Raw genomic sequence first — 15846 nt, 5'->3', positions numbered from 1 at the left:
GTCGCGATTCTCGAGCGGCCGCTCCGGGACGCTTCCGCGCATGTCCGTTTCCCGCATTCGCAACTTTTCGATCATCGCGCACATCGACCACGGCAAGTCGACGCTGGCCGACCGCCTGCTCGAGAAGACCGGCACGGTCAGCGCGCGCGAAAGCTCCAACCAGATGCTCGACGACATGGACCTGGAGCGGGAGCGGGGCATCACGATCAAGGCTCGCGCCGTGCGCCTGGAATATCGCGCCGCCGACGGCCTTCTCTACATTCTCAACCTCATCGATACGCCGGGCCACGTCGATTTCGGCTACGAAGTCTCCCGGTCGCTCTCCGCGTGCGAAGGCGCGCTGCTGATCGTCGATGCCAGCCAGGGCGTCGAGGCTCAGACGCTGGCCAACGTCTACCTTGCGCTCGACCACGACCTCGAGATCGTGCCGGTGCTGAACAAGATCGACCTGCCGGCGGCCGACGCGGCGCGCACCAGGCGCCAGATCGAGGACCTGATCGGCATCGACGCCTCCGAAGCGATCGAGGTCAGCGCCAAGACCGGTTTCGGGGTCGACAAGGTGCTCGAGGCCATCGTCGCGAAAGTCCCGCCGCCGCGGACGACGCCGGGTGCGCCGCTGAAGGCGCTGATCTTCGATTCGTGGTTCGATCCGTACCTCGGCGTCGTCGTGCAGATCCGCGTGATCGACGGAACCGTTCGCAAGGGTGACCGCGTCCGCCTGCTGCAGGCCACGCGAGACTACGACGTCACTCGCGTCGGTGTCTTCCGGCCGGGCCCGGTCGAGGTGGAGTCGCTCGGGCCGGGCGAAGTGGGCGTGCTCGCGGCGGCCATCAAGGACATCGCCGAGGCGAAGGTGGGCGATACGGTGACGCTGGCGGCCGAGCCGTGCAGCGAGGCGCTGCCGGGCTTCAAGGTCGTCAAGCCGATGGTGTTCGCCGGCATCTATCCGGTCGACAGCTCGGATTACGAGGCGCTGCGCGACGCGATCGAGAAGCTCAAGCTCAACGACTCGTCGTTCTCGTACGAGCCCGAGACTTCGACGGCGCTCGGCTTCGGATTCCGCTGCGGGTTCCTCGGGCTCCTGCACATCGAGATCACGCAGGAGCGGCTCGAGCGCGAGTTCGGCCTGAGCCTGATCACGACGGCGCCGACGGTGGTCTACCAGGTGCACCTGAGCGACGGCACCTCGATCGAGATCGACAGCCCCGCCAAGCTGCCGGACCTGGCGCGGGTCGATTCGATCGCCGAGCCCTACGTCAAAGCCACCGTCCACGTGCCGTCCGAGTACGTCGGCGGCGTGCTGGCCCTGTGCGAGGACAAGCGCGGCACCCAGACCGACCTGCGCTTTCCCACCGCCGGCAGGGCGGTGATCGAGTACGACATCCCCCTGTCGGAGATCGTCTACGACTTCTACGACCGCCTGAAATCCACGTCCCGCGGCTACGCCTCCCTCGACTACGAGCCGGTGGGCTTTCGCGTCTCGCCCCTGGTCAAGCTCGACCTGCTGATCAACGGGGAGAAAGTGGACGCGCTCTCGATGATCTGTCACCGTGAGCGCGCGTTCCTGCGCGGCCGCGACCTGACCAGCCGAATGCGGGAGTTGATTCCTCGTCAGATGTTCGAGATCGTGATCCAGGCCGCCATCGGCAGCAAGATCGTCGCGCGCGAGACGGTCAAGGCCATGCGCAAGAACGTCACGGCCAAGTGCTACGGCGGTGACATCACGCGCAAGCGCAAGCTCCTCGAGAAGCAGAAGGAAGGCAAGAAGCGCATGAAGCAGGTCGGCAGCGTCGAGATTCCCCAGGAGGCGTTCCTCGCCATCCTGAAGGTCGGGGAGTAAAGCCCGCGATGGCGAAGAAACCCGGCTCCGACGCCGCGAAGGTCCCCGAAAAGCAGGCTGCGGCAACGCAGGCCAAAGGCGACGTTCGCTCGACGCTTCGCGAGTACCTCGAAGCGTTCGGCATGGCGATCCTGCTGGCGCTGTTCATCCGCACGTTCCTCATCCAGGCCTTCAAGATCCCGAGCGAGTCGATGAAGCCGACGCTGCTGGTCGGCGACCACCTGCTCGTCAACAAGTTCCTCTACGGCATCCGCATTCCCTTCATCGAAAAGCGCGTGTTCGAGGTGTTCAAGCCGCAGAAGGACGACGTCATCGTGTTCGTCTATCCCGAGGACCGCACCAAGGATTTCATCAAGCGCGTCAAGGCGATTGCCGGCGACACCATCGAGGTCAAGGACAAGGTCGTCTACATCAACGGCCAGAAGGTCGACGACCCGCACGCCTGGTACGAGCCCGGGGCACGCCTGGTGCCTGCTCGCGACAATTTCGGTCCGTTCACGGTTCCGGACGGACAGGTGTTCGTGATGGGCGACAACCGGGACCACAGCCACGACAGCCGGTTCTGGGGAACCGTTCCGATCGACGACATCCTCGGCAAGGCGTTCATCCTGTACTGGTCGTGGGACTCGGACACGTTCCGCCCGCGGCTCTCGCGGATGGGCTCGCTGATCCAGTGACCGGGCCGCCGTGCGGCTCGCGGACGGACGTGGCGGCGGTCACGGTCCCGGCTCGCGACAAACTTGCGACGACGGCCGGCCGAGAGTAGGAACCGCGCCTCGATCCAGGTGGGTTTTGTTTCGTCTCGGGGACCCGGTCCCGAGGCTGTGCCTTGCCGAACCCGGAGTTCGGGCTGTCCAGGGTGCTCCTCAGCATGGTTCCACATCGACGTACGTATCGCGGCGGATTTGCCGCTGCCCTGCTGTGCCTGGCGCTCGCCGCGGCCCCAGCCGCCGCGGCCGCGACCGCGCAGGCATCCGAAGGCGCTCCCGTCGCCGGCGATGCCGTGTCGGCCCTCGGCCGCATCGAGCCCGAGCACGGCATCATCCGCGTGTCGGCGCCGTCGATGGTCAACGCCGTCAACGGCGCCGTGGTGCGCCAGCTGCTGGTCGAAGCCGGCGACGACGTGACCGAAGGCCAGCTGCTCGCCGTCACCGACACCGCGACGAGCGAGCAGGCCCAGGTGGGCCTGCGCAAGGCCGAGCTCGCTCTTGCCGAGAAGGAGTCGGCGATGGCGCTGGGGCAGGAGCAGGACATCTGTTCGCGCTCCGACGTTGCGCAGAGGACCTCGACGCGACGCTCGAATCTTCTCAAGACCGGAGTGGCATCCACCGAAGAGGCCGACATCGCGGCGGGCGACGCGAAAGCGCTGTCCGGCTCCTGCACGTCGGCGAAGATCGCGACCCAGGCGGCGGACCTCAAGGTCGCGGTGGCCCGGGCGGAGGTCGATCGCGCGCAGGCCGAGCTCGACCGCTGCTACGTGAAAGCGCCGATGGGCGGACGCGTGCTGAGGATCCTCAAGCGCCCGGGAGAACTGATGGGCGCGGACGGAGTCCTCGAAATGGGGCACGTCGACCGCATGTACGCGATCGCCGAGATCTACGAGACCGACATCGGCCGCGTCAAGGTCGGGCAGAAGGCGACCGTGACGAGCAGCGCGCTGGCTGCGCCTCTTTCGGGAAAGGTCGAACGCGTCAGGCTCCAGGTGCGCAAGCAGGATGCGACGGGCACCGACCCCGCCGCGCGCAAGGACGCCCGCATCGTCGAAGTCGAAGTGCTGCTGGACGACCCGAAGCCTGTGGCCAGCCTCAGCAACCTCCAGGTCGATGTCCTGATCCACCCCTGAGAAACGACCGTGCGGCGCGGAGGTGTGAAGGATGCGGCTGGCAGCGAGAGTGACCGGATGAAGCGACCGTGAGGCTTCCGCTCGGCTGGCTCCAGCTTCGTCACAGCCCGATGCGACTGCTGGTGGCCGTCTCCGGCATCGGCTTCGCCGTGCTGCTGATCATGATGCAGCTCGGCTTCCGTTCGGCCCTGTTCGAGAGCGCCGTGCGCTACCACGAGCGACTCGACTACGACATCGCGCTATTCAGCCACAACAGCATCTTCATCGTCCGGCCCGAGCCGTTCTCGATCCGGCGTCTCTACGAAGCGCTTGGCGTGAGCGAAGTCGAGCGGGTCAGCCCCGTGTGGATCGCGCCCGGAATCTGGAAGAACCCGTGGAACAACGAGCATCGTGCGATCACGATCTTCGGCATCCACCCGGAGGACGACCTCCTCGACACGAAAGGGTTTCGCGAGGGGCGCAAGCTGCTCGACAAGGAGGACGTGCTGCTGTTCGACGACCACTCCCGGCCGGAATTCGGCCCGGTAGCGGCCACCTTCGACCCGGCCCATCCCCTGCAGGCCGAGCTCAACGACCGGCAGATCAAGGTGGTCGGCCTCTTCGAGATGGGACCGTCGTTCGGAATCGACGGCAACATCATCACGAGCGAGGACAACTGGCTTCGGCTGTTTCCCACGCGCTCGCGCAACGACATCGAGCTCGGGCTGATCAAGCTGAAGCCGGGGTCCGACCCGGTCGCCGTGAGGGAGAAGATCGAGAAGCTGCTGCCGAAGGACATCTTCGTCCTGACCAAGGCCGAGTTCGTCCAGCACGAGATCGACTACTGGAACTCGGCGACCCCCGTCGGCTACATCTTCGCGTTCGGCGCGGTGATGGGTTTCGTCGTCGGGGCCATCATCGTCTACCAGATCCTGTTCGCCGACGTCTCCGAGCACCTGCGGGAGTACGGCACGCTGCGCGCGATGGGCTACCCGAATCGCTTCGTCTCGGGCATCGTGATCCAGCAGGCGGCGATCCTCGGCGTGCTCGGCTACATCCCCGGACAGGTCGCTGTCTATTTCCTCTACGGCGCGGCGGCGTCCGCGACGATGATGCCGCTGCACATCACGGCCGGGCGGGCCGCGGCGGTCCTCGTCCTGACGCTCGCGATGTGCGCGATCTCCGGGCTTCTGGCGGTGCGAAAGGTGCGGCGCCTCGACCCCGCGGACGTGTTCTGATGAGCGCCGAAGCGCCCATCGTCGTACGCAACCTCAACCACGCCTTCGGCAAGGGCGTCCTGCGCAAGCAGATCCTGTTCGACATCTCGACGGAGATCCCGCGCGGCGAGATCGTGATCGTCACCGGTCCGTCCGGCTCCGGCAAGACGACGATGCTCACGCTGGTCGGTGCGCTGCGGTCGGCCCGGGAAGGAAGCGTGCGCATCCTCGGCGAAGAGTTGTGCGGGGCAGGCGCTGCCGCGCTGGAGAGGGCGCGCCGGCGCATCGGATTCATTTTCCAGCAGCACAACCTGCTGCAGGCCCTGACCGCGGTGCAGAACGTCGAGCTCGGCCTGCGCGTGACACAGCGCTACTCCCCGGCCGAAGAGAACAGGATCGCGGTCGACATGCTGCACGCGGTCGGCCTGGGCGAGCGCCTGCACTACAAGGGCGAGCAGCTCTCGGGCGGCCAGCGCCAGAGAGTCGCCATCGCCAGGGCCCTGGCGTCCCAGCCCGACATCCTGCTCGCCGACGAGCCCACCGCGTCTCTGGACAAGGAGTCCGGGCGCGAGGTCGTCGACCGGATCAAGACGCTGGCCAAGGAGAAAGGCACGACGATCCTGCTGGTGACCCACGACAACCGCATCCTCGACGTCGCCGACCGCATCGTCCACCTCGAGGACGGCCGGCTGTCGACGTTCACCGATGCGGTCATCGCGAACAACCAGCTGATGATGAAGACGCTGGCCGAAAACCGGCAGCGCCAGTCCCTCGACAGCGTCGTCGACCGGCTCGACGAGAAAGGGTTCCGCGAGCTCCTGCAGCAGCTCACCGACGAATCGCAGCGCTTCATGGAAGCGACGGCGCTGGCCAGCGACGCCGCGTTCCAGAGCATGCTCGAGCAGGGCCTGTTCGCGTTCACGCGCAAGTTCGGCCAGCTGCTCGACGCCGAGCGCGCGTCGCTCTTCGTGGTGGAGGCCGGGCGCAAGACGCTCCGGCTGCGCGTAGCCCAGGACTTGCCCGAGGACATCGTCGTGCGAATTCCGATCGGGAGCGGGATTGCGGGGTCATCGGCCGAGAGCGGAAAGTCGATCCGCGTCGACGATGCGTACGCGGATCCCCGCTTCAACCGCGACGTCGACCTGAGATCGGGCTTTCGCACCCGCACCATCCTTTGCATCCCGCTGAAGAACCGCCGCGGCGAAGTGTTCGGCGTCGCGCAGCTCCTCAATCGCAAGGACGGCCGGCCGTTCGACGCCGAGGACGAAAAGCGCTTCGAACACTTCATCGAGTCGATCGGCGTCATCCTGGAAACGCTGGAGTCCCTGGCAACCGGAACGACTCCGGCGCAGCAGGCGGCCACATGAGCGAGCCCGACGGCAAGGTACGCCAGCTCTTCGAGATGTACTTCGGCGAGGGCAGCGACGAGCTCGACGAAGTGCTATCCAGGCTGCGCGTGATCGAGCTCGACGGCGGCCAATGGCTGTGCCGCCAGGGAGATCCCGGCGGCTCGCTGTTCTTCCTGACTCGAGGCCGCCTCGAAGTCTGGATGACGCCGGAGGGCGCGCCCGAAGGAAGCCCGGCCACCCGGCTCGGCGAGATCGAACCCGGCCGCAGCGTCGGCGAGATCAGCCTGCTGACCGGGGCACCGCGAAGCGCTGACGTGCGCGCGATCCGCACCAGCCAGCTCTTCGAAGTCGGCCCGGCGGAGCTCGAGGCTCTCGCGCGCATCCATCCGGCGGTGGTGATGACGCTGGCGCGCCGCATGGCGCGGGTGCTCAGGGACCGCACGGCCAGGGTGGCGCCGGCATCGAGGCGCTTCCGCACGATCTCGGTGATCCCGATCGGTGCCTCCGAGCACCTTCGTCGCTTCGTGCACCAGCTGCGCGACGGGCTCTCGCGTTTCGGCGCTACGCTGGCGGTGTCGCCGGGCGAGCTCGGATCCCTCGGCGCACCGGTGGACAGGCTCGAAGCGGCCGGGCAGCTGTCGCCGGGTCTTCGCCAGTGGCTTTACGACCAGGAGAGCGCCAACCGGTTCCTGCTTTACGACTGCGAGATGGTGTCGACGCCGTGGACGGTCTACGCGATCCAGCAGTCGGACATCGTGGTCTACGTCGCCGAGGCTTCGAGCGACCCGACGATCCGCAGCGACGAGTCCGACCTGGACGAAGCCACCGCATCCTCCAACGCGCGCCGCATGCTGGTGCTGCTGCAGGGCGACAAGTCCAGGCCGATCGTCGGCACCGGCGCGTGGCTCGCCCGCCGCCGCATCGACGTTCATCTCCACGTGCGGTCCGATTGCGACGACGAGCTCGACCGCATCGCGAGGATCCTGTCGGGCAACGCCGTCGGCCTCGTGCTGGCTGCCGGTGCCGCGCGCGGCTTTGCGCACCTCGGCGTCTACAAAGCGCTGTGCGAGGCGGGGATCCGCACCGACTGGATCGGCGGCACCAGCATGGGTGCGGTCATGGGAGCGTGCCTGGCCAAGGGATGGACGCCCGACGAGGCGATTGCGACCGTGCGCGAAGCATTCGCGCGGACCAATCCCTTCGGCGACTTCACGTTCCCGCTGATCGCGCTGCTTCGCGGCCGCAGGCTCGAGCGCATGCTCGAGACGTACCTGCCCGGCCGCGTCGAAGACCTGCCGATCCCGATGTTCGCGGTCTCCTGCAACCTCGACGACGGCTCGGTCAACGTGCACGAGTCGGGCTCGCTGCCCGACGCGCTGCGCGCGAGCACGTCGATGCCGGGGGTGATGCCGCCGGCTGTCGTCGACGGACAGCTCGCCGTGGACGGAGCGGTCATCAACAACATGCCGGTGGACATCATGCAGACCAAGCCGGTCGGCCGCATCGTGGCCGTCGACCTGTCGTCGCAGAGGAAATACACGGTGCCGTACAGCCGGATGCCGTCGCCGTGGGCAGTGATCCGCGGGCGCCTGCTGCCGTTCGCGCGCAAGTACCGCGTGCCGACGCTGATGACGCTGACGCTGAAAGCGACCGAGATCGGAACGATGTCGCGCGTGCGCGAGATGGGAAGGCGCGCCGACCTTCTGCTGGCTCCGCCGGTGCGCGAGTTCGGCATGATGGACCTCAAGGCGTTCGACCGCATCGTCGATGCGGGCTACCGCTACGCCAAGGAGGAAATCGAGACATGGAAGGCCTCGGAGGCGTCGCGGCAGGACTGAACGGCTGCTCCGGCGAGCCGCACCCGGCGGCGGCGCGCCGCGCGCGGGCCGCTGGATCGAAACGGATGCAAGGTCGCTGGCTTGGGACTGGCCGCAGCGGTGCCTGCGGGGATCAGCGCCGTCGCTGTGCTGCATAACGGCATCCGGCGGCGCTGGACGACGTTGACACGAACAACCGGCTCCCGTATCAGCGCGGATGGCAGCAACGGGCTGCCGGCGGCGCCGAGAGCGCCGATTGGCTCTTTAATCCGGCCCTGAGAGGCCGGGAAGGGTGCGAACTTGAAGCAGGTGGTGACCACGGCCGGACCCCGGCCGAGATCCGGATGCGCGAACCTCGACGCTGCGGCGCCGGGGTTTTTTTTCGCGCCCGGCCGGCGGGACAGGCCCTGACGTGGCGGTCGAAGTGCTCGACGAGGCGGGAGTGCGGCGCGCGCTCGTCCGCATCGCGCACGAGGTCGTCGAGCGCAACGGCGGCGGCCGCGACGTTCGCTTCGTCGGCATCCATACCAACGGTGTTCCGCTGGCCCGGCGCATCGCCGAAGCGGTCGCGCGAATCGAGGGCATCGAGGCTCCTCCGCGCGTCGGAGCCATCGACATCACGCTGTATCGCGACGACGGTGGACGGCTCGGGGCCACCGCGCGCATGGAGCCGACCGAGATCCCGTTCGATCTCACCGATCGCAAGGTCGTGCTCGTCGACGACGTGCTCTACACCGGCCGCACGATCCGCGCGGCGCTGGATGCGCTGATCGACTTCGGTCGCCCGGCGACCGTGCAGCTTGCCGTGCTCGTCGACCGCGGCCACCGCGAACTGCCCATTCGTGCCGACTACGTCGGGAAGAACGTTCCGACTTCGCGCTCCCAGAAAGTTCGCGTCGAGCTCTCGGAGTTCGGCCAGAACGATGCCGTGCGCATCGAGGAGGCGGCCAATGGCTCTGCGTAGTCGTCACCTGCTCGGCCTGGAGAACGTTTCCGCCGAAGACATCACGCTGCTGCTCGACACGGCCGAATCGCTGGTCGAGGTGTCGCGGCGCGAAGTGAAGAAGCTGCCGACGCTGCGCGGAAAGACCGTCGTCAACCTCTTCGTCGAAAACAGCACCCGCACGCGCACGTCGTTCGAGATCGCCGCCAAGCGCCTTTCGGCCGACGCCGTGAACATCTCGACGTCGTCCTCGAGCATGACCAAGGGCGAGACGCTGGAAGATACGGCGCGCAACCTCGCGGCGATGTCGCCCGACTGCATCGTCGTGCGCCATCCGGCCTCCGGCGCTGCGCGATTCCTCGCCGGCGTGGTCGAGTGCTCGATCATCAACGCCGGCGACGGCAGCCACGAGCATCCCACGCAGGCGCTGCTCGACCTCCTGACGATCCGCCAGCGCAAGCAGATCGCGTGGAAAGACCTCGTCGTCACGATCATCGGCGACATCCTGCATTCGCGCGTGGCCCGCTCGAACCTGTACGCGCTGAGGACCCTCGGTGCGAAGGTGCGGCTTTGCGGCCCGCCGACGCTGCTTCCCGAAGAATTCCGCAGCTTCGGAGCCGAGCTGTTCTACGACGTCGGACGCGCCGTCGAAGGCGCCGACGTGATCATGATGCTGCGCATCCAGCGCGAGCGGCAGACCGGAAACTACTTCCCGTCGCTCAACGAGTACGCGCGCTACTACTGCCTCACTGCCGAAGTGGCGCGCAAGGCGAGTCCCGACGTCATCATCCTGCACCCCGGGCCGATCAATCGCGGAATCGAGATCGCCAGCGAAGTCGCCGACGGGCCGTATTCGGTCATCATGAGCCAGGTGGCCAACGGAGTGGCGCTGCGGATGGCGCTGCTCTACCAGCTGCTGGTGCCCGGTGCCGACGGCATGCGCGGCAGCGAGATCTCGCAGACGACCGTCGCGCCGGCCGAAGGGCCGCTGGCGGCGAGCGCGCCGCCGGCCAGGGTGGCGGTGCGATGACGGCGCCATCCGGCGAACAGGAACGACGATCGATGCCCAACTCGAATGCCATCGCGACGTCGCGAAACACCCGCCCTGCGCCTGCAGCGCTGCTCATCCGCGGCGGGCGCGTCATCGATCCGGCCGGCGGCCGCGACGGTCGCTACGATGTTCTGGTCGAGAACGGCCGCATTTCCGCCATCGGCGAGCCGGGCAGCCTCGATCCGGCCCAGCTCGCAATGCCGGGCATGAGCGAAGAGACGCCGGTCCTCGATGCGAGCGGCCTCATCGTCGCGCCGGGCTTCGTCGACATGCACGTCCACCTTCGCGAGCCCGGATTCGAGTACAAGGAGACGATCGAGACCGGCTGTCGCGCGGCAGTGGCCGGCGGGGTCACCTCGGTGGCCTGCATGGCCAACACCGATCCGGTCAACGACAACGCCGCGGTCACGCAGTACATCCTCGAGAAGGCACGAAAAGCAGGTTTCGCGAACGTTTTCCCGATCGGCGCGGTCTCGGTAGGGCTTGCCGGCGAGCGCATGGCCGAGTTCGGCGAGATGGTCGAAGCCGGCATCGTCGCCGTGTCCGACGACGGCATGCCGGTCGTCGACAGTGCGTTGATGCGGCGCGCGCTCGAGTACGCGCGCATGTTCCACCTGCCGGTGATCGTGCACGAGGAAGACCCGGGACTTTGCTGCGGCGCCGTGATGCACGAGGGCGGCATGTCGGTGCGCCTCGGGCTCAAGGGCATGCCGTCGGCGGGCGAGTCGGTGATGGTGGCGCGCGACATCGAGCTGCTCAGGACGTCGAAAGGCCGGCTGCACATCGCGCACATTTCGTGCGCCGAGGCCGTCGAGATGGTCCGGCGCGCCAAGGCCGAAGGCCTGGACGTGACGGCCGAAGCGACGCCGCACCACTTCATCCTCGACGACACGGCCGTCGAGTCCTACAACACGAATGCCAAGATGAAGCCGCCGCTGCGCAGCGTGGGCGACGTCGAGGCGGTCCGCCGCGGGCTGGCCGACGGCACGATCGATGCGATCGCAACCGATCATGCGCCGCATCACCGCGACGAGAAGGTCTGCGAGTTCGACAAGGCGGCCTTCGGCATCGTCGGACTGGAGACGATGCTGCCTCTTTCGCTCGAGCTCGTGCGGCGCGGCTGCATCGACCTCGGCCGCATGATCGATGCGATGTCGGTGCGGCCGTCGCGGGTGCTCGGAATCGGGCGCGGAAGCCTGGCGGTGGGCGCGGTGGCCGACATCGTCGTCTTCGATCCGGAGCGCGAATGGACGCTGCACGCCGACGCGATGGCGACGAAGAGTCGTAACACGCCGTTCGAAGGCTGGAAGCTCAAGGGAAAGGCGGTCTGGACGCTGGTCGGCGGGACCGTGGTGTGGGAGGACGCAAGGTGAAGGCAACCATCACCCTGGCCGACGGCCGGGTATTTCGCGGACGCGGCTTCGGCGCCGAAGGCAAGGCGGGAGGCGAAGTCGTCTTCAACACTTCGCTGTCGGGTTACCAGGAAATCCTGACGGACCCGTCCTACGACGGGCAGATCGTCGTGATGACGTACCCCGAGATCGGCAACGTCGGGATCAACCAGGAGGACGTCGAATCGTCGCGCCCATACCTCAGCGGCTTCGTCGTCAAGGAATACTGGGACACGCCGAGCAACTGGCGCGCCGAGAAGTCCCTCGGCGAGTATATGAAGGACAACGCGATCGTCGGCGTCGAGTGGATCGACACGCGTGCGCTGGTGCGCCACATCCGCGACCACGGCGCCCAGCAGGCCGTGATGGCCACCGGCGAGGTCGACGAGGCCGCTCTCGTGCGCGAGGCGGCATCGCGCGCAAGCCTCGTCGGGCAGGACCTGGCCACGGCAGTGAGCACGAAGTCGCGCTATCGCTGGACCGGCGGGACCTGGGACCTCGAGAAAGGTTACGCCGAGGGCACGCTGCTGCGGCCCGGACAAACCGGAAGCGGGCGGGGGCCGCTCGTCGTCGCGTTCGACTACGGTCTCAAGCTCAACATCGCGCGCAGCCTGGTCGCCAGCGGATGTCGCGTGCTCGTGGTGCCGGCCGGCAGCGGCGCCGCGCAGATCCGCGAGCTCGGCGCCGACGGCCTGTTCCTTTCGAACGGACCCGGCGATCCTGACGCGGTACGCGGTGCGATCGACGTCGTCGCCGAGCTTGCGCCGACGATGCCGACCTTCGGCATCTGCCTCGGCCACCAGATCCTCGCGCTGGCTCTCGGGGCGACGACGTACAAAATGAAGTTCGGCCACCACGGCGGCAACCAGCCGGTGCTCGAAGTCGATACGGGCCGGGTCTCGATCACGTCGCAGAACCACGGCTTTGCCGTCGACGAATCCTCGATGCCGCCGGCCCTGAGAGTCACGCACGTCAACCTGAACGACCGCACCGTCGAAGGCTTCGCGCACCGCGAGCTGCCGATCTTCTCGGTGCAGTACCACCCCGAGGCTTCGCCCGGCCCCCACGACGCCGAGCCGCTGTTCGGCCGTTTCGTCGAATCGATGAAGACGCGCTCCAAAAGCGGCATCGAGGGCGAAATCGAGGCCCGCAGCGACCGCCATCCCGAGCAAGCGAGCTGAGCAGTGCCCAAAAGAGACGACATCAAGAGCATCCTCATCGTCGGCGCCGGCCCGATCGTCATCGGCCAGGCCTGCGAGTTCGATTATTCGGGAACCCAGGCCTGCAAGGCGCTGAAGGAAGAAGGCTTTAAGGTCATCCTGATCAACTCGAACCCGGCCACGATCATGACGGATCCGGACTTCGCCGACCGCACGTACATCGAGCCGATGACGGCCGATGCGCTCGAGGCGATCATCGAAGCCGAACGGCCCGATGCTCTGCTGCCGACGATGGGCGGGCAGACCGCGCTCAACCTTACGCTCGAGGTCCACGAGCGCGGAGTGCTCGACCGCTTCGGCGTCAAGCTGATCGGCGCGAACATCGAGGCGATCAAGAAGGCCGAGGACCGCAACCTGTTCAAGGCCGCGATGGGCTCGATCGGCCTGGATCTACCGCGCAGCGGCTACGTGCGCAGCATGGACGACGGCCGCAGGGTCGTCGCCGAGATCGGCCTGCCGGTGATCATCCGGCCCTCGCGCACGCTCGGCGGCATGGGAGCGAACATCGCCAAGACGGCCGAGGAGTACGAGCAGCACCTTGCGTGGGCGCTCGATCTTTCCCCGATCCACGAGGCGCTCGTCGAGGAGTCGATCGAAGGCTGGAAAGAGTTCGAGCTCGAGGTGATGCGCGACCGCAAGGACAACGTCGTCATCGTCTGCTCGATCGAGAACCTGGATCCCCTCGGCGTGCACACCGGCGACAGCATCACGGTGGCACCGGCGCAGACGCTGACCGACAAGGAATACCAGATCATGCGCGATGCCTCGCTCGCGATCATCCGCGAGATCGGCGTCGATACCGGCGGCAGCAACATCCAGTTCGCCGTGCATCCGGACAACGGCCGCATGGTCGTCATCGAGATGAACCCGCGCGTGTCGCGCTCCTCGGCGCTGGCGTCCAAGGCCACCGGCTTCCCGATCGCGAAGATCGCCGCCAAGCTCGCCGTCGGCTACACGCTCGACGAGATCCGCAACGACATCACGCGCGAGACGCCGGCCAGCTTCGAGCCGAGCATCGACTACGTCGTCACGAAGATCCCGCGCTTCACGTTCGAGAAGTTCAAGGGAGCCGAGGACCGGCTGACATCGCAGATGCGCTCGGTCGGCGAAGTGATGGCGATCGGCCGCACGTTCAAGGAAAGCCTGCAGAAGGCGGTGCGCTCGCTGGAGATCGGCAGCCACGGCTTCGAGTCGCCCGACCCCGTCGGCGACGGCGAGTTCGACGCGAGGATCTGCGTGCCGAACTCGCAGCGCCTCTGGTTCCTCGCCGAGGCCTTCCGCCGCGGTGCGAGCGTCGGGCAACTGTTCGACAAGACGAAGATCGACCCGTGGTTCCTCGAGAACATCCGGCAGATCGTCGCGATGGAAGGCGAGCTTGCCGGGCACGGCGGCCTGGCGCAGGTGCCTTCCGATGCGCTTCGCCTGGCCAAGCAGTGGGGGTTTTCCGACCGGCGACTGGCCGCGCTGCTGAACACCGGCGAGAAGGCCGTGCGCACCAGGCGCCTGAAGGACGGCATCACGCCCGTCTACAAGATGGTGGACACCTGCGCGGCCGAGTTCGTCGCGTACACCCCGTACCTCTATTCGACGTACGAGGAGGAAGACGAAGCGCCCCCGTCGTCGCGCCGTAAAATCGTCATCCTCGGCGGAGGCCCCAACCGCATCGGCCAGGGCATCGAGTTCGACTACTGCTGCGTGCATGCGGCGTTCGCGCTGAAGGACGCCGGCTACGAAGCGATCATGGTCAACTGCAACCCGGAGACGGTCTCGACGGACTACGACACCTCCGACCGCCTCTACTTCGAGCCGCTGACTCTCGAAGACGTGCTTGCAATCGTCGCTCGCGAGAAACCTCAAGGGGTGATCGTGCAGTTCGGCGGCCAGACTCCGCTCAAGCTGGCCAAGGCCCTGGAAGCCGAAGGAGTGCCGATCATCGGCACATCGCCGGATGCGATCGACCGCGCCGAGGATCGCGAGCGCTTCCATGCCGCTCTCGATGCGCTCGGCCTGCGCCAGCCGCCGGCCGGCACGGCGCGCACTGTCGGCGAGGCCGAGAAGGTCGCACGCGAGCTGGGGCTGCCCGTGCTCGTGCGCCCGTCGTATGTGCTCGGCGGCCGCGCGATGGAGATCGTCCACGAGTTCGATCACCTGCGCCGCTACATGGAGAACGCGATGCGCAGCTCGCCCGACCATCCGGTGCTCATCGACAAGTTCCTCGATCACGCGATCGAAGTCGACGTCGACGCAATCTCCGACGGTCACCAGGTCGTGATCGGCGGCATCATGGAGCACATCGAGCAGGCCGGCGTGCACTCGGGCGACAGTGCCTGCTCGCTGCCGCCGTGGTCGCTCAGCCGCGAGCTGCAGGACGAGATCCGCCACCAGACCGTCGCGATGGCGCGCGAGCTCGGCGTCTGCGGCCTGATGAACGTGCAGTTCGCGATCGTCGGCGACCTCATTTACGTGCTCGAGGTCAATCCGCGCGCTTCGCGCACCGTTCCGTTCGTTTCGAAAGCGATCGGCGTGCCGCTGGCCAAGCTGGCCGCGCGCGCGATGGCAGGCGAAACTCTCGAGGCCCTCGGCTTTACCGCCGAGCGGATCCCCACGTACACGTCGGTCAAGGAAGCGGTGTTCCCGTTCCTCAAGTTCCCCGGCGTCGACACGCTGCTCGGACCCGAGATGCGATCGACCGGCGAAGTCATGGGCATCGACCGCCGCTTCGGCATCGCGTTCGCGAAAGCGGAAGAGGCTGCCGGCAACCGCCTCCCTGGCTCCGGTTGTGCACTCGTGACGGTGCGTCCCGAAGACCGCGAAAGAATCGGGCGTGTCTCGCGCCGCCTCGTCGAGGCCGGCATGACGCTGATGGCAACGAACGGCACTGCCGAGGATCTCGAGAGCCTCGGGCTCGAATGCGCCCGCGTCAACAAAGTCTACGAAGGCGGACCTCACACGGTGGACGCGATTCGCGGCGGCAAGGTGCAGCTCGTGCTGCACACGGTAGGAGACCCGAAGAGCGTACAGGACTCCTTCTCGATGCGACGCGCAGCGCTGGAGACGGCGACACCGTACTTCACGACGATCGCCGGCGCGGCCGCGGCGGCCGAAGGCGTGCTGCTGCGCAGTCGGGACGGCATCAAAGTGACCGCATTGCAGGATTTCCACGCGGGGAAGTGGACCTGAGGCGAATGCCCGGCGG

Annotated in this window: 11 protein-coding genes; all 11 read left to right on the top strand. The window is 67.2% G+C overall.

Annotation, left to right across the window (positions count from 1 at the left end):
- The first annotated feature begins 40 nt into the window (after nt 1–40).
- Complete coding sequence (gene lepA, locus VGK20_10270; GenBank protein ID HEY2774418.1) at nt 41–1840, top strand: translation elongation factor 4; 1800 nt, start codon at nt 41–43, stop codon at nt 1838–1840.
- An 8-nt stretch (nt 1841–1848) separates the two neighbouring features.
- Entirely contained in the window at nt 1849–2517 is a 669-nt protein-coding gene (gene lepB / locus VGK20_10265; GenBank protein HEY2774417.1) for a signal peptidase I, read from the top strand.
- Between the two features lie 194 nt (nt 2518–2711).
- Nucleotides 2712–3683 (top strand): HlyD family efflux transporter periplasmic adaptor subunit, encoded by a 972-nt coding sequence (locus VGK20_10260; GenBank protein HEY2774416.1) that lies wholly within the window; start codon nt 2712–2714, stop codon nt 3681–3683.
- 68 nt (nt 3684–3751) lie between these two features.
- On the top strand, nt 3752–4900 hold the full coding sequence (devC, locus tag VGK20_10255) for an ABC transporter permease DevC (GenBank protein HEY2774415.1): 1149 nt from the start codon (nt 3752–3754) through the stop codon (nt 4898–4900).
- Nucleotides 4900–6246 carry an ATP-binding cassette domain-containing protein gene (locus VGK20_10250; protein HEY2774414.1) on the top strand — a complete coding sequence of 449 codons (1347 nt, stop codon included), beginning with the start codon at nt 4900–4902 and terminating at the stop codon, nt 6244–6246. Before devC ends, VGK20_10250 begins: the two co-directional genes overlap by 1 nt.
- Nucleotides 6243–8066, top strand: coding sequence for a patatin-like phospholipase family protein (locus VGK20_10245; protein HEY2774413.1), 1824 nt, complete (start codon nt 6243–6245; stop codon nt 8064–8066). The genes VGK20_10250 and VGK20_10245 overlap by 4 nt, the downstream gene beginning before the upstream one ends.
- Before the next feature lie 391 nt (nt 8067–8457).
- A complete protein-coding gene (gene pyrR / locus VGK20_10240) occupies nt 8458–9009 on the top strand; it encodes a bifunctional pyr operon transcriptional regulator/uracil phosphoribosyltransferase PyrR (protein HEY2774412.1) in 552 nt (183 codons plus the stop codon).
- Complete coding sequence (locus VGK20_10235; protein ID HEY2774411.1) at nt 8996–10018, top strand: aspartate carbamoyltransferase catalytic subunit; 1023 nt, start codon at nt 8996–8998, stop codon at nt 10016–10018. Before pyrR ends, VGK20_10235 begins: the two co-directional genes overlap by 14 nt.
- Before the next feature lie 32 nt (nt 10019–10050).
- Nucleotides 10051–11412, top strand: a complete 1362-nt coding sequence (locus VGK20_10230) for a dihydroorotase (GenBank protein HEY2774410.1) — start codon at nt 10051–10053, stop codon at nt 11410–11412.
- The gene (carA, locus tag VGK20_10225; GenBank protein ID HEY2774409.1) at nt 11409–12611 is read left to right on the top strand and encodes a glutamine-hydrolyzing carbamoyl-phosphate synthase small subunit; all 1203 of its coding nucleotides are present in this window, start codon (nt 11409–11411) and stop codon (nt 12609–12611) included. The genes VGK20_10230 and carA overlap by 4 nt, the downstream gene beginning before the upstream one ends.
- Nucleotides 12612–12614: 3 nt before the next feature.
- Entirely contained in the window at nt 12615–15830 is a 3216-nt protein-coding gene (gene carB / locus VGK20_10220) for a carbamoyl-phosphate synthase large subunit (protein ID HEY2774408.1), read from the top strand.
- Nucleotides 15831–15846: the final 16 nt, after the last annotated feature.

It is taken from the genome of Candidatus Binatia bacterium (assembly GCA_036493895.1).
In the GTDB taxonomy this organism is placed as follows: Bacteria; Desulfobacterota; Binatia; order UBA1149; family CAITLU01; genus DATNBU01.
This window is presented reverse-complemented; position numbering and strand designations above follow the sequence as displayed.